17 protein-coding genes are annotated in these 18,974 nt (G+C 67.9%); 7 read left to right on the top strand and 10 right to left on the bottom strand.

Annotated features, from left to right (window positions below; genetic code table 11):
• Positions 1 to 112 precede the first annotated feature (112 nt).
• Together UK23_RS51145 and lanKC are read right to left on the bottom strand one after the other, a co-directional pair.
• Entirely contained in the window at positions 113 to 277 is a 165-nt protein-coding gene (locus tag UK23_RS51145) for a SapB/AmfS family lanthipeptide (RefSeq protein ID WP_090058697.1), read from the bottom strand.
• A 38-nt stretch (positions 278 to 315) separates the two neighbouring features.
• Complete coding sequence (gene lanKC / locus UK23_RS00115) at positions 316 to 2,883, bottom strand: class III lanthionine synthetase LanKC (protein WP_045309235.1); 2,568 nt, start codon at positions 2,881 to 2,883, stop codon at positions 316 to 318.
• Between the two features lie 610 nt (positions 2,884 to 3,493).
• Between lanKC and UK23_RS00120 the strand changes: the two genes are divergently transcribed.
• The gene (locus UK23_RS00120) at positions 3,494 to 4,072 is read left to right on the top strand and encodes a hypothetical protein (protein ID WP_156212600.1); all 579 of its coding nucleotides are present in this window, start codon (positions 3,494 to 3,496) and stop codon (positions 4,070 to 4,072) included.
• 144 nt (positions 4,073 to 4,216) lie between these two features.
• Here UK23_RS00120 and fabF read toward each other — a convergent pair whose 3' ends face one another.
• The 5 genes from fabF to UK23_RS00145 form a co-directional block, all read right to left on the bottom strand.
• Positions 4,217 to 5,452, bottom strand: a complete 1,236-nt coding sequence (fabF, locus tag UK23_RS00125; RefSeq protein ID WP_045309237.1) for a beta-ketoacyl-ACP synthase II — start codon at positions 5,450 to 5,452, stop codon at positions 4,217 to 4,219.
• Positions 5,449 to 5,685, bottom strand: coding sequence for an acyl carrier protein (locus UK23_RS00130; RefSeq protein ID WP_030465146.1), 237 nt, complete (start codon positions 5,683 to 5,685; stop codon positions 5,449 to 5,451). Before UK23_RS00130 ends, fabF begins: the two co-directional genes overlap by 4 nt.
• A 46-nt stretch (positions 5,686 to 5,731) precedes the next feature.
• Positions 5,732 to 6,709: a beta-ketoacyl-ACP synthase III gene (locus UK23_RS00135; RefSeq protein WP_045309238.1), complete on the bottom strand. Its 978-nt coding sequence runs from the start codon at positions 6,707 to 6,709 to the stop codon at positions 5,732 to 5,734.
• Positions 6,706 to 7,635 (bottom strand): ACP S-malonyltransferase, encoded by a 930-nt coding sequence (locus tag UK23_RS00140; RefSeq protein ID WP_082114301.1) that lies wholly within the window; start codon positions 7,633 to 7,635, stop codon positions 6,706 to 6,708. The genes UK23_RS00135 and UK23_RS00140 overlap by 4 nt, the downstream gene beginning before the upstream one ends.
• A gap of 194 nt (positions 7,636 to 7,829) precedes the next feature.
• Positions 7,830 to 9,032, bottom strand: coding sequence for a PucR family transcriptional regulator (locus tag UK23_RS00145; protein WP_045309240.1), 1,203 nt, complete (start codon positions 9,030 to 9,032; stop codon positions 7,830 to 7,832).
• 121 nt (positions 9,033 to 9,153) lie between these two features.
• On the opposite strand from UK23_RS00145, the gene UK23_RS00150 reads away from it, so the two are divergent.
• The 3 genes from UK23_RS00150 to UK23_RS00160 all read left to right on the top strand — a co-directional run bounded on the left by UK23_RS00150 (position 9,154) and on the right by UK23_RS00160 (position 12,868).
• Positions 9,154 to 10,710, top strand: coding sequence for an alpha/beta fold hydrolase (locus UK23_RS00150; RefSeq protein WP_045309241.1), 1,557 nt, complete (start codon positions 9,154 to 9,156; stop codon positions 10,708 to 10,710).
• A 207-nt stretch (positions 10,711 to 10,917) separates the two neighbouring features.
• Positions 10,918 to 11,688, top strand: coding sequence for a mechanosensitive ion channel family protein (locus UK23_RS00155; RefSeq protein ID WP_045309242.1), 771 nt, complete (start codon positions 10,918 to 10,920; stop codon positions 11,686 to 11,688).
• Positions 11,689 to 11,818: 130 nt separating this feature from the next.
• A complete protein-coding gene (locus UK23_RS00160) occupies positions 11,819 to 12,868 on the top strand; it encodes a glucose-1-phosphate thymidylyltransferase (RefSeq protein WP_045309243.1) in 1,050 nt (349 codons plus the stop codon).
• Here UK23_RS00160 and UK23_RS00165 read toward each other — a convergent pair.
• Positions 12,865 to 13,908 carry a winged helix DNA-binding domain-containing protein gene (locus UK23_RS00165; RefSeq protein ID WP_045309244.1) on the bottom strand — a complete coding sequence of 348 codons (1,044 nt, stop codon included), beginning with the start codon at positions 13,906 to 13,908 and terminating at the stop codon, positions 12,865 to 12,867. The two genes, UK23_RS00160 and UK23_RS00165, sit on opposite strands and share 4 nt — an antisense overlap.
• A 10-nt stretch (positions 13,909 to 13,918) precedes the next feature.
• Positions 13,919 to 15,004 carry a phytase gene (locus tag UK23_RS00170; RefSeq protein WP_082114303.1) on the bottom strand — a complete coding sequence of 362 codons (1,086 nt, stop codon included), beginning with the start codon at positions 15,002 to 15,004 and terminating at the stop codon, positions 13,919 to 13,921.
• A 55-nt stretch (positions 15,005 to 15,059) separates the two neighbouring features.
• On the opposite strand from UK23_RS00170, the gene UK23_RS00175 reads away from it, so the two are divergent.
• The 3 genes from UK23_RS00175 (at position 15,060) to UK23_RS53535 (ending at position 18,147) form a co-directional block, all read left to right on the top strand.
• Positions 15,060 to 15,683 carry a nicotinamide mononucleotide transporter family protein gene (locus UK23_RS00175; RefSeq protein ID WP_045309246.1) on the top strand — a complete coding sequence of 208 codons (624 nt, stop codon included), beginning with the start codon at positions 15,060 to 15,062 and terminating at the stop codon, positions 15,681 to 15,683.
• On the top strand, positions 15,680 to 16,849 hold the full coding sequence (locus UK23_RS00180; protein ID WP_045309247.1) for a M14 family zinc carboxypeptidase: 1,170 nt from the start codon (positions 15,680 to 15,682) through the stop codon (positions 16,847 to 16,849). The genes UK23_RS00175 and UK23_RS00180 overlap by 4 nt, the downstream gene beginning before the upstream one ends.
• Before the next feature lie 71 nt (positions 16,850 to 16,920).
• A complete protein-coding gene (locus UK23_RS53535; RefSeq protein WP_231114322.1) occupies positions 16,921 to 18,147 on the top strand; it encodes a GNAT family N-acetyltransferase in 1,227 nt (408 codons plus the stop codon).
• Here UK23_RS53535 and UK23_RS00190 read toward each other — a convergent pair.
• Positions 18,134 to 18,919, bottom strand: a complete 786-nt coding sequence (locus tag UK23_RS00190; RefSeq protein WP_052684246.1) for an aminoglycoside phosphotransferase family protein — start codon at positions 18,917 to 18,919, stop codon at positions 18,134 to 18,136. The two genes, UK23_RS53535 and UK23_RS00190, sit on opposite strands and share 14 nt — an antisense overlap.
• Positions 18,920 to 18,974: the final 55 nt, after the last annotated feature.

Genomic DNA, 18,974 nt, shown 5'->3' on the forward strand with positions numbered 1-18,974 from the left:
ATCATGAGCGAGGGCCCGACAGCTGGCCGGCTGCCGGGCCCTGCAGTTGGCGGGTGAGCGGCATACTTCGCCTATGCCGCTCACTCACCGCGGTGTTTCAGTTGAGGCGTTGTCAGCAGGCCAGCAGGCTGACGGTGGAGTGCGAGCAGGGGAGCAGCAGCGACGCGTTGGACGCGGTCGTGGAGCCGCCGCCACCGCCGCCGCCGTGGCCCGACGCCATCGCGTTGCTCGGCGCCTCGGGGGTCTCGAGGTCCTGCATGTCAAGGATGAAGCCCATGACGATCTCCTTCTTCGAGGATCTTTCGGGGGTTACTGCTACCGGTCCGAGAGGACCGGGGCCTGAGCCCTTCCGAGGAAGGGAAGTGGTGGACGTCCGTCCACTGTGGAGGCGATCGCGAGCAGCACGCCCGCGCCGCCGGTGTTGAGGTCCATGGAGAGCCTGCGCAGCTGCACACCGGGGAACGCGAGCCCGTCACCGAAGCGCACGGCGTGCCAGCCCAGTGCCCGCAGGTGCTTCTGGACCGAGCGCTCGAGCCGCTCGTCCTGGCGGGTCCTGTTCGCGTGGGCGAGGGTGGCCATCAGACCGGCCCTGCCCAGCGTGAACGCCGGCTGGATGACGAACTCCCCGGTGCAGCCGCTGAGCAGTTCTGGCAGCTTCTCGACGCACGGGCGTTCCGGCGCGACCGCGGCGAACTCGGTGAGCACCAGCGCGATGCCCGCACCGCCGATGCCGACGTACGGCAGGCTCCTGAACGTGCCGTCGCGCACCTGCAGCGAACCGTCGAGCGCGATCATCGTCTCGGCCAGGTCGCGTTCGAGCGCCTGCTCCGCGAGCTTCAGCCAGCGTCGTTCGGTGGTGTGCTCGTACATCCGCAGGAAGAACAACGCCGGTCCCGACCAGCCGTGCAGCAGACCCGCCCGTGCCTTGTCACCCGGTCCTGCCACGTCGGCCAGCTGCTTCGCGAGCCGCTCGGCGAGCTCTTCGGCCTTGACCGCGAAGCTGTCGTCGTGGCGGGTGTCCGCGAAGTGCAGCAGGTTGAGCCCGATGCCGGACAGCCCAGCGCTCAGCCCGTGGTCGTTCGTGGTGGGGACGAGCGCGGCGTAGGTCTCGACGAGCTCGGTCGCGACGTCGTGGTGGCCGAAGTTCTCCAGCACGTGCGCGATTCCGTGGGCGCCGACGAAGAAACCGGGCTGCTTCGGCGGGTCCTGCCGGACCGTCCTGATCAGCCAGTCCTCGTGCTCCGGGTAGCGGCCCTCGCCTGCTTCCGAGAGGGCGTGCAGCACACCTGCCGCGCCGTAACCGAAGCACGTGCCGCCGACCTCGAACTGCTCGATGTCGCCGGGGAACAGCCGGTCCTGGCGTTGTGGCGTCGCGCTGTGCAGGATCGCCGTGGCGATCTCCTTGCGCACGACCGTCCAGTCCGGGTTCTCCTCGTCGAACTCGGTGAACGCCGCATCGGCCGGCGGGTCGACGCGCGGGGTGAGCACGTCGATGATCTCCTGGCCGTACTCGTCGGTGAGCCCGAAGCGCTGCTTGATCACCTGCACGTGCTGCGGGAGTTTCGCCGGGGCGAGCTCCAGCACCGTGTTGAGCGGCAGGAAGATCCACAGCTTGAGCGCCGCGAGCGGGTGCTCGTCGATCTCGAAGCCCTCGCGGTCCGGCGGGGCCTGGAAGCCGGGCGCGCCCAGCGTGGGCCGGTGCACGTTCTCGATCGTCGACGACAGCTCGAAGTCGATCAGCGAGACCTCGTCGTCGTCATCGACCAGGATGTTGAGCGTGTGCAGGTCGCCGAACACGACGCCGCGCTCGTGAACCCTGGTCATGAGTTCCTCGACCTTGCCGACCAGGGCGAGCGCGCGGTCCTTGTACTCGGCGAGCTTCTCGTCGGTCGCTTCCCTGTGCGTCAACGGGTAGTTGTGGCCGAGCCACTGCCCGAGCGAGCGTCCTGGCATGAACTCCATGGCGACGAAGAGGTGCTCCCACTCGGTGAAGCGGTCGTACACCTCCGGCACGCCCTTGACGCCGTTGAGCTTGGTGAGGATCTCGTGTTCCAGCTCCAGCCGTGCCACGGCGTCGCGGCCCTCGCGGTCGAGCCCGGCGTGCGGCCGCGCCTCCTTGAGGACGACCTCCTTGCCGTCGCTCTTGCGGGTGGCCAGGTAGACGCCGCCCCCGTTGGAGAAGTGCAGCGAACGCTTGATCTGGTACGGGAACTGTTCGGGGTCGCCGGCGTTGCGCTCGGCGAGGTGCGGGGCCAGGAACTCCGGCAGCTCGATCCACTCCGGCACGCTGAAGACCGGCTTGCGCTTGTCCGCGATGAGCTTGCCGTCCGGGCCCTCGATCGCGAGCACCTGCTGGCCGTCGACCTCGAGCCACTGCTCGGAGAACCCGCCGTAGCGCACGTAGAGCGGACCCTTGCCGTACCGCAGGTCGCTCAGGATGTAGGCGCCGTGCTCACCGTGCAGGATCGCGCCGAGCTCGGCGCAGATGGTCTCGAGCTGCTCGGTGCCCGTCGGGTAGATCGTGATCAGCTTGCCGCTGCCCTCGCGGGGCGCGTACTTCGAGTTGCGGGCGAGCACGATCGAGATCGTCTGCAGGTACTTGAACGGAATTCGCCGCTCGACGCAGTAGTCGAAGGTCTCCTTGAGAACCTTGCCCGCGTTGTCGAGACCTGCGGAGACGTGGATCTTCCAACCCTGTTTCGGCAGCTGCACTCCCTGCGGGTGCAGGTGGCGCCACACGTTGCGCTCGATCTGCACCCAGCCGGCGGGGAGTTCGGGCAGCTCACGCGAAAAGTCGTCGCCGGGGAGGTCGCTTTCGGTGCTGCTCTGCAGATCGTAGAACCGTCGATCTGCGAAGCAGAACGCCTCGTATCTGAGGTCCACCGAATTCCCTCCTCGACTGTTTGCGATTTCGTTGACGCGGCATATTCGGCCACAATTCGGCGGCTATGGCCAATCCGCCATTCGAGGTATATGGGTAGCCCGTTCGTGTCCGAATGAGACGTGGTTACCGGCGCGTATGTGACAGTTCGTGATGAGGTTTGGGTCCATCTCACCCGGCTGCGAGGTTTGCTGATTGGTGAGTCAGCGCACCCGTCTTGGGGCTATGCTAAACGGCACTGTATCGTTCCATAACGGCGCAACGCGGTGAGCTGCGGTATTCCAAGTCGATCTCGACGTATAGTTGGGGGTACACAACCGTCGTGCACGCGCTGTGTTCTGTGCTCTTTTCGGGTGAAGCCGCGAATCGCGACGAATGCGCGTTTAGTACGGCCGATCGGCGGTATGGGCTCACCTGAAAGAACTCATTCGGAGGATGAGATTGCGCATGTACTTTTATGTAGCAATCATTGTCTTGCTACATGCAACTTGCATCCGCGGGAAATGTAGTCTTTTGGGTGAAGTTTTATGTTTCGATGTAACGGAACCGTTTGTGAGTGGGCCTCTGCTGTCCGAGGGCCGCCGCGCGGGGGGTGACAGCTAGGCTGTTTGCGTGGCGAGTGGGGCTAGCCGGTGGTTGGTGCCGGCCGTGGTGGTGATCACCGGAGCTGCTGTTGCGGCTGGGATGGTGGGGCGGACGCTCTACTCGCGTCCTCCCGAGGCTCAGGGTGATCCGGTGGTGGCCTCGTCCGCTGTGGTGTCCGGGGAGCCTCTGCCTGGGATCTCGCAGGTTCGGTTGAGCCCCGACTCGTTCTTCCACCCGGATCGGACTGCTGTGCAGTCGGTGCTGCAGAGGTTCTTCGACGCGATCAACCGGCGGGATTTTGCCCAGTGGCGGGGGACTGTGTCGGCTCGGAGGGTTTCGCAGACCGTTGAGTCGACTTGGGCTGCTGCCTATGAGACCACCCGGGACGGTGGGGTGGTGGTGCAGCGGGTCGAGTCCGACGTGGTGGGGCGGCGGTTGCGGGTGTTGATCTCGTTCGTGTCCACTCAGGACGTTGAGAAGGCGCCGGTTGCGTTGCCGGAGGGGTGTATCCGGTGGCGGGTTGTGTACGTGATGGTGTGGGAGGGTGGGGAGTTGAAGGTGGATGAGGCGCCGGAGAACCGGACTCCTCAGATGGAGAAGTGCTGACGCCGCCTACGGCGTAGGTCGCCGTTCCGGCGGGCGTTGTGGCGTGTGCAAGTACCACCAACTCATGATCAAACCGTCTCTAACTACCACCAACAGCACGAAGCCCCGGTCTGCCGAAGCTGACCGGGGCGTCTGTGGTGTGGCTCAGGCCGGGGTGAAGGCCAGGGCCACGTTGTGGCCGCCGAAGCCGAACGAGTCGTTCACTGCGGCGTCCAGCTTGACCTTGCGCGGTTCGCCTGCGACTACGTCGAGGGTCACTGCGGGGTCCAGGTTCTCCAGGTTGAGGGTCTGGGGAACCACGCCATCGCGGATCGAGAGGACCGTGACGATGGCTTCTACTGCTCCTGCGGCTCCCAGGAGGTGGCCCAGGGCGCCCTTCGGGGCGGTCAGGACCGGGTGGTCGCCGATCGCCTTGCGGATTGCCACGGTTTCCGCGACGTCGCCCACCGGGGTGGAGGTGGCGTGGCAGTTCACGTGGCCCACGTCGGACGGGTCGATGTTGCCGCTGCGCAGGGCGGCGGCGATGGCGCGGGACTGGCCCACGCCCTCGGGGTCCGGGGCGGTGATGTGGTAGCCGTCGGCACTGGTGCCGATGCCTGCCAGGCGGCCGTAGATCTTGGCTCCGCGGGCCTCGGCGAACTCGCGGCGTTCCAGGACCATCACGCCCGCGCCTTCGCCCAGGACGAAGCCGTCGCGGGCCGTGTCGAACGGGCGCGAGGCCTTTTCCGGCTCGTCGTTGCGGGTGCTCATGGTGCGGGCCTGGGAGAAGCCCGCTACCGGGATGGCCGTGATGCACGCTTCGGCGCCGCCCGCCACCACCACGTCGGCTTCGCCGGACATGATCATGCGGTAGGCCCACGCGATGGCCTCTGCGCCCGAGGCACAGGCGGAGACCGGGGCGTGGACGCCTGCTTGGGCCTTCAGTTCCAGGCCCACGTGGGCGGCTGGGCCGTTCGGCATCAGCATTGGCACGGTCAGCGGCGACACCTTGCGCAGGCCCTGTGTCTCCAGGAGGTCGTCCTGGGTCAGGAGGGTGATCGCGCCGCCGATGCCGGTGCCGATGATGACGGCCAGGCGCTGCTTGTCGACGGTGTCGTCGTTGTGGCCCGCGTCGGACCACGCCTGGCGGGACGCCACGATGGCGACCTGCTCGGAGCGGTCCAGACGGCGTGCCTCGACTCGGGGGAGCACCTCGGTCGGGTCGACGACGAGCTGTGAGGCGATCTTGACCGGCAGGTCGTACTTCTCGACCCAGTCGTGGGTCATGGGGCGGACCCCGGATTTGCCGGCCAGGAGCGCGTCCCAGGTCGACGTGACGTCACCACCGAGCGGGGTGGTGGCACCCAGCCCGGTGATGACGACCTCGATGCCCGAAGTCACTTGTTGCTGGTGATGTAGTTCACCGCGTCACCAACGGTCTTGAGGTTGGCCAGCTCGTCGTCCGGGATCTTCACGCCGAACTTGTCCTCAGCCTGGACGGCGATCTCGACCATCGACAGCGAGTCGATGTCGAGGTCGTCCACGAAGGACTTCTCAGCGGTGACGTCGTCGGCGGCAACGCCGGCGACCTCTTCGACGATCTCGGCAAGACCGGACAGGACGTTGTCGCTCACTGAAGTTCCCTTTCGGTTGAAACGATGGAAAAACTGTGGGTGGTGCTCACGGGCACCGGACGACCTGTCCCGCGTAGGACAGGCCCGCGCCGAAACCGACCATCAGCACCACGTCTCCGCTGGAGATCTCGCCCGCCGCGCGCATGTGGTCCAGCGCCATGGGGATTGAAGCAGAGGAGGTGTTGCCGGACTCGACGATGTCTCGAGCGACCTTCAGGTCCTCCCGCGCACCATTGTTGCGCAGGCGCTTGGCGATCGCCTCGATGATCCGCAGGTTCGCCTGGTGCGGGGCGAACACGTCCACATCGGACAGTTCGACACCCGCGAGCTCGGCGGCGCGGATCGCGATGGGCGCGATCTGAGTGGTCGCCCAGCGGAAGACCGTCTGGCCTTCCTGGTGGATGAAGGAGTCGCGGTCGACGATGTTGATGACATCGGCCATGTCACCGGCCGAGCCCCACGCGACGGGGCCGATCTGGTTCTCGTCGCTGGCGCTGATCACGACGGCGCCGGCGCCGTCCGCGAAGATGATCGCGGTCGACCGGTCGTCCTGGTCGGTCCAGTCGGTGAGCTTCTCCGCACCGATGACGAGCACGTTCTTCAGGGTGCCCGCGCGGACGATGTCCGAAGCGGTGGCGACGGCGTAGCAGAAGCCCGCGCACGCGGCGTTGAGGTCGAACGCGGCGGCCGCCTTGATGCCGATCTTGTCCGCGACCTGGGCGGCGGCGTTCGGGATGGTGGACGGCATCGTGCACGTCGCCACGATCACGCCACCGATGTCGGCCGGGGTGAGACCGGCGTCCGCGATCGCCCTGGTGCCCGCCGTGACCGACATGTCCACGACGCCCTCGTCCTTGGCCGCGATGCGCCGGTTCACGATGCCGACGCGGTCGCGGATCCACTCGTCGGACGTGTCCATCCGCTGAGCGAGGTCGTGGTTGCTCACCACCGTCTCGGGCTGGTAGCTGCCGAGGCCGATGATGCGGCTACCCGCAGATGCTTGCGGGGCCTGGAAGGTCGTCACTTAGTGGCTCCAACGGTGTCGAAGAGCTCCGCGACCTTCTCGAGCTGGTCCGGGGTCTTCAGGGCGAGGGTTGCGGTGCCCTTCATCGCACGCTTGGCGAGACCCGTCAGCACGCCGGCGGGCGGCAGCTCGACCGAGCCGGTGATGCCCTTCTCGACGAGGGTGGCCTGGCAGAGGTCCCAGCGCACGGGGCTCGTGACCTGGGAGACCAGGCGCCGCAGCACCTCGGTGCCCTCGGCGACGACCTGACCGTCCTTGTTGGACACCAGCGGCAGCAACGGGTCGTGCGTGGTGACTTCGGCGGCACGCGTGCGCACTGCGTCTTCCGCAGGCGCCATGTACTTGGTGTGGAACGCGCCCGCGACGGCCAGCTTGCGGATCTTCGCGGGGCCGGGCGGGTTCTCCACGAGCGCGTCGAGCGCGGCGTGCGGACCGGCCGCGACGATCTGGCCGGCGCCGTTGCGGTTGGCGGGCACGAGGCCGAGCTCCTCGAGGCGCGCGAGCACCTCCGGCTCGTCGCCGCCGAGCACCGCGGCCATGCCGGTCGGCTCCAGGGCGCACGCCTCGGCCATCGCGGCACCGCGCACGGCGGCCAGCGCGACGGCGTCGTCGGCGCTGATGACGCCCGCGACCGCGGCCGCGGCGAGTTCGCCGACCGAGTGACCGCCGACGATCACGGCGGAAGGCAGCTCGACGCGCTTGCGCAGCTCACCGAACGCGAGCACGGCGAGAGCCACGACGAGCGGCTGGGTGATCGCGGTGTCGACGATCTCGTCGGCCTCCGCGGTCGTGCCGAGACGCACGAGGTCCAGGCCCGTGATCTCCGACCACGTGCGGACCTGCTTCTCCGCCCCCTCCAGTTCGAGCCAGGGGGTGAGCATGCCGGGCGTCTGGGACCCTTGTCCGGGCGCGAGGAGTGCGATCACGTCGATTACTAAAGCTGGTGAACCCACCGGTACCCCATGCTGTAAAGAACGAAGTACGGCGATCGTATTTGTAGAGACCCTACAAAAGTGTCATCCAGGTGAACGCTGCTCGACGTCACCGCAGGTCAGCGTGTGGCCAGGTCGTTTGGCTCTCACCCTAACGGATGTGTGCGAAGTCGGTCACAGGCGGTTCGCTACCACAGCCCCCGTGAGCGAGCAAGGCGTCCTACAGACAAAGCGACGCGAAGCACAAGTGCGTCTCGAGCGTCATGTGCATTTCTTCCGGTCATTTCCTGAACGCGCCGAAGGCGATATCTGACCGTGTTCGGGTGCACGAACAGCCTTTTCGCGCACGTCTCCAGCACGCCGCCGACCTCCAGGAACGCGTCCACGGTCTCCAGCAGCGCGCCGCCGGCGTCCTCCAGCGGCCGCGCAACCCTGTCGACGAGCTGCCATTCGGCCTCCGGATCGCCCGCGAGCGCGCGTTCCGGCAGCAGGTCGAGCGAGCGGACGGGCCTGGGCGCGGCCGGCCAGCCCACCACGGCCCGCAGTCCGCTCAACGCGTCGCTGGCACTGCGATGGGCCTGCGCGAGCGAGTCGACGGTGGGCCCGGCCACGACCGGACCCTCGCCGAAGCCCTCGGCTATCCGGCCGAGCACGTCCTCGCCGGTCTCGGTCGGGCCGCCGAGCACGACGACCAGCCGCGAGCCCTGCACGGACAGCAGCACCGGCCGTCCCGCACGGGCTGCCTTGCTGCGCACGGAGTAGACGATCGCCGGCGGGTCCTCGCCTCCGGGGTTGCCGACGAGCACGGTCGCTTCGAGCGCCGGGTCCCAGCCCAGCGCGGCGGCCCTGCTGAGCAACGACTCCTCGGGGTCGCCACGCACGATGCCGTCCACGACCAGCGCTTCCAGCCGGGCGTCCCACGCACCGCGCGCCTCGGCGGCCGTGGCGTAGGAGGTGGCCGCGGAGAAGGCGATCTCCCGCCCGTAGCGCAGCACGCCCTCCATGAGCAGCGCGCGTTCGGTCTCGTCGGCGGCCATCTCCGGCATCTGCTGCTCGAACAGCTCCAGAGCTATCCGGACGAGCTCGACGGTCTGGCGCAGGCTGACCCAGCGGGAGATGTCCTTCGGGGCGCTGCGGAACGCGTCCGCGCTGAGCCGGATCGCCTGCTGCCGGTCGTGCAGCCACTCGACGAAGCCGGCCACGCCGTTCTGGATCAGCAACAACACGCTGGCCCGTTGGTCCGCGGGCATCCGGGCGAACCACGGCAGCCGCTCCTCCATCTCGGACACGCTCGCGGTGGCGAGCGATCCGGACGCGCGCTCGATCTTGCGCATCGTGCGGGCGGAGAGGGTCGGCGGGTGCTCCTCCTTCGCCTTGGCTGCCTTGGTCATACCCGCAGCTTAAGGGCTTGGCGGTGACATCACCGGGACGGGTGACAGAACCCTCGCAGTCGTATGAACGGCCATACCTTCGGGCAGCAGAGGTCTTGTCGTTCGGCACGGAGGTTTCGTCTTGCGCAGGTTCCTGGCTTTCGTCCTCGGCGTGGTCGCGCTCACCACCACGGGCGTGAGCGCCGCGGCCGACCCTCCCGACCCCCTCGCCGAGTACAACGCCCAGCCGGTCAAATGGGCGCAGTGCAGCGGAAAGCTCAGCGAGCTGGAGTGCGCGACGCTCATGGCGCCGCTCGACTACACCAAACCGGCCGGTGACCGGATCAACCTGACCATCAGCCGCAAGAAGGCGGCGGCGCAGGACCGCAGGCGCGGCGTGCTGTTCACCAATCCGGGTGGACCTGGTAGCGCCGGGCTCAGCCTGCCGCTGTTCCTGGCGAAGTCCGAGCTCGCGCAGGTCTACGACGTGATCGGCCTCGACCCGCGCGGGGTCGGCGGGTCGACGGCGCTGAACTGCCGGGCCGCGCCCGCGATCGCGGATCCGGAGTCCCGGCCCGCGGACGGCGTGTTCGGCAAGTGGGCGGCAGAGGCGCGCGAGGCCGAGGAGGCGTGCCAGAAGTCGTCCGGCGGCATCCGGCAGTTCATCAGCACCGCGAACACCGCGCGGGACATGGACGTCGTGCGGGCCGTGCTGGGTGAGCAGAAGATCAACTACCTGGGCTACTCCTACGGCACGTACCTGGGCGCGGTGTACGGGACGTTGTTCCCGAACCGGCTCGACCGCAGCGTGCTCGACTCGGCCGTGCACCCGGAGTGGCTGTGGCACGAGCAGTTCCGCCAGCAGGCCGTGGCGTACCGGCACGACGTCGAGATGTGGGCGACGTGGGTCGGGGAGCGCAACGAGAAGTTCGGGCTGGGCAAGTCGCAGGACGAGGTGATCGCCGAGGTCGAGAAGGTCGCCGCGAAGTTGCACGGCACGCCGATCGGTGAGCACAACCGCTCTTCCTTCGACGGCGCGATGGGTGTGGGTGCCCGCTACCGTCCACTGTGGTCGGACCTGGCGTCGATCGTGATCAAGCTGCGGTCGGGGGAGAAGCCGGCGAACACCGAGGGCGCCAAGGCCGGGCAGGTGCTCGCGAAGACCGGTCTGCAGGAGCTGCGGTCCGGCGTGTTCGACACGGTCACCTGCGAGTCGGACTGGCCGACCGACCTGCACCTGTACTACGAGGACATGCGGACGTTCCGCGACCGCTACCCGTTCGGCTTCGGCATCGTCCGCGCCGCCCCGATGACGTGCACGTTCCGCTCGTTCACGCCGCCGGAGGAGCCGGTCAGGCTCGCGCGCAACGGGTACCCGGTCGGCGTCGTCGTGCAGTCCGAGGGCGACACGCAGACGCAGTACGCGAGCGGGCCCGCGATGGCGGCACGGCTCGGGCACAACCTGATCACCGTCGTCGACGAGGGCAAGCACGGGCTCTACAACGGCGGCAACAAGTGCGTCGACGACAAGGTCAACCGGTACCTGATCGACGGGGCGCTGCCGGGCAGCAGCTCCGAGTGCGCGGGGGACCCGCGGCCGGACGTTCCCAAGGACGGTCAGGGCGGGGCGGCTCCGGCGCTCTCGACGGACCGGATGCAGCTGTATCTGGACGGTCGAGGGCTGTCTGCCCGACCCTAGAAATGTGGAAGCGCCCGGCACTCTCCGTGTCGGGCGCTTCCCTCTCCCCGGTCCCCACCGGTAGTTCCACTCTGGACTGTATTGAGACAAAAATCCACGTCAGCCACCCTTTCGTGTCACAGTGTCGAAGTTGCCGAGCGGGGTGAACCGCGAAACGATCAACTGGTCGGATATTCACTCACCGCAACATCGTTCTTTGGAGGGCCCGTGGGCTCGCAAATCACCGAGGGCCTGGGCCAGGCGTGGGCGATGGTCGCCACGTTCGTGCCGAAGCTCCTCGGCTTCCTGCTCGTCCTGGTCATCGGCTGGTTCATCGCCAAGGCTCTCGCCAAGGGCGTCCAGTTCCTGCTCAAGCGTGTCGGCTTCGAGAAGCTCGTCGACCGCTCCGGCCTGAACAACGCCATGCGGCAGTCGCCGATGGACGCGTCCGGCCTGATCGCCAAGATCGTCTACTACTTCGTGCTGCTGATCGCGCTGCAGCTGGCGTTCGGCGTGTTCGGCGCGTCGAACCCGGTCAGCACGCTGCTGAACGAGGTCATCGCGTACCTGCCGCGCATCGTCGTCGCGATGGTGCTCGTGATCGTCGCGTCGGCCATCGGCACGGCTCTCAAAGGCCTCGTCACCGGTGCGCTGGGCCAGCGCTCGTACACGAAGATCCTGGGCAACATCACGTACGGCTTCGTGATGGCGCTGGGCGTCATCGCGGCGCTCAACCAGCTGGGCATCGCGATCTCGGTGACCATGCCGGTCCTGATCGCCGTGCTCGCCACGGTCGCCGGCGTGATCATCATCGGTGTGGGCGGCGGTCTGGTCCGCCCCATGCAGGCGCGCTGGGAGGGCTGGCTGAACCGCATGCAGGAGGAGGCCAACGTCCAGTCGCCGATGCCGCGCGCGTCGCAGGAGATGCCCGCGAACGTGGGTGGCCGCATGGGTGACGCCCCGACGCCGCCGTCGGGCATGCCGATGGGCGAGAAGTAGTTCTCATTTCGTCGAAGGGGCCCCGCGCGCGGGGCCCCTTCTTCGTGTTCTGACGGTTCTCCAGCTGGTGTCCAGTGGGCGGACGGACGCTCGACTCCACCCGAACTGTCCGCTGCGCGGTGGAGGACCCATGAAAGCCCTTGTGCTGTCCGGAGGCGCGGGAACAAGCCCCGCGGGATGTTCACTGCCGGCGCTGCTCGTCCCCATCGCGAACAAACCGGTGCTCGAGTACGTCGTGGAGAACCTGAGGGACATCGGCATCACCGAGATCGGCGTCGTCGTCAGCGAGAGCGAGCACGAGGTCGTGGAGTTGTTCGGTGACGGGTCGGTGCTGGGCGTGTCGCTCACCTACCTCGACCAGCAATCCTCGCTCGGACTGGCCCACTCCGTGCGGCTCGCCCGGCCGTTCCTCGGTGACGACGACTTCGTGCTGTACCTGGGCGGCACGGTGTTCGCCGAGGGGATCTCGCACATCGCCGAGGACTTCGAGCGGCTGCGGCCGTCCGCACAGGTGCTGGTGGACAAGGTGGAGGACCCGCGGCTGTACGGGATCGCGGAGGTGGACGAGAACTCGCGCGTGACGCGGTTGATCGAGCGCCCGCGGGAGCCGCGCAGCGACCTGGCGATGATCGGCGTCTACTTCTTCACCTCCGCGATCCACGCCGCCGTGGACGCGATCGAGCCGTCGTGGCGCGGCGAGTTCGAGATCACCGACGCGTTGCAGTGGCTGGTCACGCACGAGCGCGATGTGCGGGCGTCGAGCTACTCCGGGTTCTGGAAGGACACCGGCAAGATCGAGGACGTGCTCGAGTGCAACCGCGAGCTGCTGCTGGGGCTGCGGGCGGACAACCAGGGCGTCGTCGACTCCGAGTCGCGGCTGATCGGTGACGTCGTGATCGAGGAGGGCGCGCGGGTGGTCCGGTCGTGCATCGTCGGGCCCGCGATCATCGGTCCTGGCACGCTGGTCGAGGAGTCGATCGTCGGGCCGTACACGTCGGTCGGCGCGGACTGCCGGATCACCGAGTCCGGGGTGGCCGACTCGATCGTGCTGAACGAGGCGTCCGTGCACAACGTGTCCGGGATCGAGACGTCGTTGATCGGGCGCAAGGCCCGCGTGGGGTCCGCGCGCCAGCACCGGCTGGTCGTCGGTGACGGCGCGCACGTCGAGGTCGCTGCTTAGGGGTTCATCCAGTCCTGAAGGCGGTCGCACTCCTCGGCGACCGCCTTCTGCCTGCTCTTCGGCAGCTTGTCCAGGTAGTCGACGGTGATCTTCTTGTCCTTGGTCACGGACCAGGTGGCGACGACGCGGCCGTCGACGAGGACGGTGGGCTTGCCGCCGATGACCACGCCGAGCCGGTCGTCCGCGATGACCCTCCTGCGGTCGGCGTGGGCGAGCAGGATGTTGTCGAACTCGGGCAGAAGCCTTACCGGGAGTGGGGTTTCCGGGTCGGGGCGCGGTGCGTCCTGGAGGTCGAACAGCTCCTTGCCCGCATCGTTGCGGAACGTGACGAGCTGCGGCCTGAGCTGTTCGAAGACCTCGCCGAGCCTGGTGAGGCCGGACCACTGCTGGGCGTCCATCACGCTCGCGGGGCCGAACGCCCTGAGGTAGCGCAGCACCAGCGTCTCGAGGCTCATGGGGTGTTGCTCCTGGTCCAGCCAGGACTCCAGGGTCGTGCAGACCGCTCGGCCGCTCTTGTGCCACAGGCCTCTCGGCGGGATCTGGACCAGCGCGAGCTTGTTGCGCAGTGCGTTGCCCAGCACTGTGTGTTCGCGGTCTGGCCAGAGTTCCTTGAGCTGCTTGCCGGCTTCCGCGGTGCTCTGCGGTGCGTCGTCGAGAATCTTGCGCCCTGCCTCGGCGACGGCGTCGAGGTCGAGTCCCCGCAGGTGTTTCGCGAACGGGCCGCTCTGCAGTTCGCGGTCGAGCCTGAGCTGGGTGTGGGGCCGCAGCGAGAGGGCGTCCTGTGCGCTGACCAGGTGGATCGTGCCGCGCATCAGCAGGACGCGGACCACGTACCTGCTGATGAGGAGGTCTTCGAGCTCCTGCGGCTGGAAGTTCTGCAGCCGCGTCCACAGGCCGACGTACGGCGACTTCGGTTCCTGCGCCTGGATGCCGAAGAGGCGTTCGATGGTGGCGAACGCGCCGATGTCGGCACGTTCGCGCAGCATCTGTCGTTCGATCAGCGCCCGGTTGAGGGCGTCCTGGCTCAGCTGGGTCCCCATGGGGGACAGGTTAGAACCTGATGAACGCGAAACCGGTGCCGTTCTCCCGTTCTCCATCGTGGACGACCAGCAGGTCGAGCTTGCCGAGGACGATGTCGGCGCCGTCGGAGTGCTCGACGTCGGAGATCCGGAAGTCCTTCAGCGGCACCATGTTGGCCTTGCGGTAGGCGACGAACCGCGAGTCGCCCTGGCTCGACGCGAGCAGCACGTCGTTCGCGATCGTGAGGCCCTCGGCGTCGGCTTCGAGCCACTTGCCGCCGAAGCCGGGGTTCGGGCCGTCTGCCTCGCACTCCTCGGTCTCCGGGTTGAACTTCTGCGGCGTGCCCCAGGTCCTGACCTCGTCGACCAGTTGCGGCTTGCCGAAGCCGTTGGAGCGCAACGGGATGCGCCAGATGCCGACGTCCTCCTGCGCCGCGTACAGGGTGCTGGTGCGCTCGTCGATCACCATGCCCTCGACCTGCGGGCCCTCGCCGGGCTCGGTGCACACCGTCCACTGCTTGCCGTTCGGCAGGGTGAAGGTGCCCGGAAGGTCCAGAGTGGACACCTTCTCGGTGTCGTTGCCGGTCGCGTGCAGAAGCGCGATGGTGGTCTCGTTGCGCCGGCTGGTGACGACGACGTCCTTGCCGTCGACGCGTCCGGCGGCGAGACCGTAGACGGTGTGCTGCTTCTCGACCTCTTGTTCGGTGCTGCTGAACACAGGCTTGGTGGCCGGGTTCGTGATGTCCTTCGCGCCGTGTTCGTCCACTTGGAACACCCGGATGCGGTCACGGCCGCGGTCGCTGACGAACGCCCGGTTGCCCAGCACGTCGACGTTGTTGTAGCGCCCCGGTTTGGCGCCGGGCGTGGGTGGCTGCGGCGCCGGGTACACGCCGATCGTGCGGCCGTTGAGGTCGAACGCCGCCAAGCCGCCTTCCTTGAGTGTGCCCAGGACCACACTGCGTTCGGTGTTGCGCGGGTTCACCCAGATGGCCGGGTCGTCCGCGTCGGCGGGCTCCTCGAACGTCTGCGTGATCGCCGTCGGTGTGATGACGGGAGTCGCAGGAACAGGTCCGGTGAGGAACAAAGGCACGAGCGCCAGCGCTAAGGGAGATGACATGGTGGGAACGTAGGAAACACCGGTATACGGCGACTGAACCGCGGGAGAACAAGCCGTGTGGTACGAGCTGGGACTGACGATCTTCGGGCAGAAGATCGCGTACACGGAGCTGTTCGGGCAGGTCCTCGCGCTGGCGGTGGTCTTCCTGGCACAACGCCGTTCACTCTTGACCTGGCCGGTTCAGCTCGTGTCGGTCGCGCTGCTGTTCACGGTCTACGCGTCCGCACACCTGGGCGGGCTCGCCACTCGGCAGATCGTCGTTGGGCTGATCGCCGTCTACGGCTGGTACGCGTGGGTGCGTCGCCGTGATCCGGTGTTCGGCGTGGTGGTGCGCAAGGGTTCCTGGGGTGAACGCGCGGCCGTGGCCGGCGTGTTCGTGGCTGGAACCGTTGCCTTCGCGCTGGTGCTGGACTGGCTGCACGCCTCGTGGGCGCCGTGGCCGGACGCCGCGATCTTCGTCGGAACGGTTCTGGCTTTTGCCCTGCAGGGCTTGGGCTTGGTGGAGTTCTGGCTGGTGTGGCTGGTCGTCGATGCCGTCGGCGTGCCGCTGCAGATCCAGTCGGGCCTGTACTTCAGCGCGCTCGTGTACGTGGTCTTCGCGGGCCTGGTGATCCACGGTTTCGTCGACTGGAACCGCACCGCCCGCCGGTTGACACAGGCGGCAAAGTCTCCTCTATGAGGGGACTGATCGCTTTACTGGCTGCTGTCTCGTTGCTGGTGCCCGTGCCCGCTCAGGCTTCTGAACCGCCGCGGACGGGTTTCGAGAAGACCGGCAGGTGGACCACCGAGGCCGAGGAACAGGCCTACCTCGCCGCTACGGGCCTACCTGTCGCTCAGATCGGTACGACCGCTTTGGGGCGTCCGATCCAGCTCGTTCGCGTCGGCTCGCGGTCGGCTCGCACGGTGGTGCTCTTCATCTGCTCGCAGCACGGCGACGAGCCCGCGGGCCGTGAAGCCTGCCTGATCCGGATGCGCTCGCTGCCGCGCAACTCTTCTGTCGCGTATTTGTTCGTGCCGAACGCCAATCCGGACGGCCGCGTCGCCGACACCCGCGGCAACTCCTCCGGCATCGACATCAACCGGGACCACTTGCTGTTGAAGTCCGCCGAGGCTCGCGCGATGGCCGCGGTGATCCGGGACCATCGCCCTGACGTCATCCACGACCTCCACGAGTTCGGCCCGTCCGCGCCCTACTACGTGAAGGACGTCCTCTGGCTGTGGCCGCGCAACCTCAACGTTGCTCCTGGGGTCCACTCGCTCTCCGAGTCGTTGTCGCGGTCCTACGTCCGGCCTTCCGTCGAAGCTGCCGGCCGCACTTCGGGCGTCTACGGCATCTACGTCGACCCGGTGACCGGCGAGCCCGTCCGTCAGGTGGCCGGCGACCACCAGGAACGCATCCTCCGCAACACGGGTGGGTTGAAGCACGGCATGGGCCTGCTCGTCGAGACCAACGTCGACGGCGCTCCCGCCTATCGTGTCGATTCGCATTTGAAGGCTCTGGACGGCACCCAGTCGTTCGTCCGGGATCGGCGTGCGGAGATCGAAGCGGCCAACGCCGCCTCGCGTGCCGTCCGGTCCGGCCCGATCTACTTCGGCGGCGCCGACAACCAGCCGCCTGCGCCCGGTGAGGTTTTGACCACCCCGCCGTGCGGTTACGTGCTGACCGGCGCGCAGTACCGCGAGTTCTCCGACGAGCTCGCGTTGCACGGCATCAAGTCGCAGTACCTGCGGGGTGGCGACCGCATCGTGCCTTTGAAACAGGAAGCGCGTTCGATCATCCCGCTGCTGCTGGACGCCCGTGCCGCCGAGCCTCTGCTGAAGGCCGCTCCTGTCGCGCAGTGCTGAGTCCGTTGAGCCGCCGGCCACGCGTCGAATATCGGTCGCGGGTGATCTTGGGGCCGTGGTCCGATGGCGCGATGCGCGTCGAGCAGTACTCCTACTTCGCCCTCAAGAGCCTCACTGTCTCCGCTGCCGAGATGACCCGGCGGCTCGGCAGCGAGCCGGATGATGTCTGGGTGCGGGGCAGCAGGAACCCCGAGCGGGACGTGCCGCGGGTGCACATGTGGAGGATCGTCCGGCGCACGGTCGAACACGTCGACGAGCAGGTCGAACACCTCGTCGACCGGCTGCTGCCCGTCCGCGACGAGCTGGTGCGCTTGGCCGCCGACCCCGAGATCGACGCGATCATGCAGGTGGTGCGCTACTTCAACGACGACGGCCAGGCCGACTCGGAGAGGGCACCGGTCGGCTTGCGCCTCGAGCCGCGGACCGTGGCGTTCCTCGCCGACGTCGGCGCCTGGCTCGACTTCGACGAGTACGACCACGTCTACCCGCCCGACGAACCGTTGCGTCAGATCACGGTCGGTTTGCTGGCGAGCATGGAGCAGAACCTCGCCGAGCACGCCTGCCATCTGCACCGGTATCTCGAGCGTGCGACGGTCGTCGAGACCGAGGAGCTGCTCATCGCGGACAGCGGCCTCGACGACGACACGTTCAACATCGTCGCGTTGGCACGGTTCAACTCGGAGAACGTCACGGCTCGGGTCGCGGAGACGGTGAACGCGGTGAGGGCGTCCGGGCGGCCGTTCTCGTGGTGGGTCGGGCCCGCGTCCACCCCGGCCGATCTCGGGCCGGTGCTGAAGCAGTCGGGCATCGCGGCGGCGGAGACCGAGGCGGCGATGTGGCTGGACCTCGCCGACGCCGCCCTGCCCGAGTCGAACGCCGACGGGCTGGAGATCCGGCGGGTGACCACCGAAGCAGAGTTCGCGGACTACGCGACGGTCCTGGCCGCGAACTGGGATCCGCCCGCCGCGACGGTCCGGCGGTTCTACGCCGACACTGCCGCGCACGCGTTGGAGAGTCAGGCGCGCTACCTCGTCGGGTACGTGGACGGGCGTGCGGTGTGCACGGCGGAGGTGTTCATGCACGCGGGGGTCGCCGGGATCTACAACATCGCGACGTTGGCCGGAGATCGGCGACGTGGCTACGGCGGCGCGATCACGTTGGCCGCGTTGCGCGCCGCGCGTGCTGAGGGCTACCGCTACGCGGTTCTGCAGGCCTCCGACGACGGTGAGGCCGTCTATCGGCGTCTCGGGTTCAGCATCGCCGGTGAGTTCACCGAGTACGGCTTCAGGGTGGTGTGAGCAGGTCGCGGTGTTCGAGTGTCCACAGCGCGGCCCGTGACTGCCACGCCAGGGTCCAGAGCCCGTCGGCGTCGCGGGACTCGCGGGTGAAGCCCTGAATGCGGGCGTACCAGCCGTTGTCGGTGATCACGAACCGCAGGATCCGGTCGACGAGATCCGCGCGGGCGTTCTGCGGCAGGCCGTAGCCGTCGAGGAACGACCGGAACCACTCGGCGCGGGTCTCGGCCGCCGGGAGTCCGATGCGCTCGGCCACGTCGTCGTCGAACAGTTGCGCGCAGTACCAACCGGTGACCGCGACCTCGTCGAGCGGGTCGACCGGGCCGGCGTACTCCCAGCCGATGAGTCCAGCCGGGCGCTCGTCGCGGAACACGACGTGCCAGGGCGCGATGTTGCCGTGGCTGATGACAGCGTCGTCCGTGCGGCTGCGCAAAGACCACGGCATCCACCGCGCGTCCGGTGGCGGCGTGAACGAGCGGCTCACCGTATGCAGTCGACGAAGCAGTGCTCCGACCTCGTGCAGCGCGTATACCGGATCCGGCCACACGCATTCGGCATACAGGATCCCGGGAAGCCAAGTCAGGACCTCGTCGCCGGCGTCGTCGAACCCCGAGCCGACCACTCGCGGCGCGGCCTCGAAGCCCTCGGCCTCCAGGTGACGCAGGAACGCGTGGACCGTCGGCGTCCACGGTTGTGCCGGGTGCGTGACCGTCGACCCGTGACGCGCGGCGGGATTGGTGTGGTTCAGGTCCGCGACGCGGTCGTACGGCTGCATGACGGCAACATAGGGCGAAGGGCCGCCCCGCGACTGCGGAACGGCCCTTCAGAGG

It is taken from the genome of Lentzea aerocolonigenes (assembly GCF_000955955.1).
GTDB classification, from domain to species: Bacteria; Actinomycetota; Actinomycetes; order Mycobacteriales; family Pseudonocardiaceae; genus Lentzea; species Lentzea aerocolonigenes_A.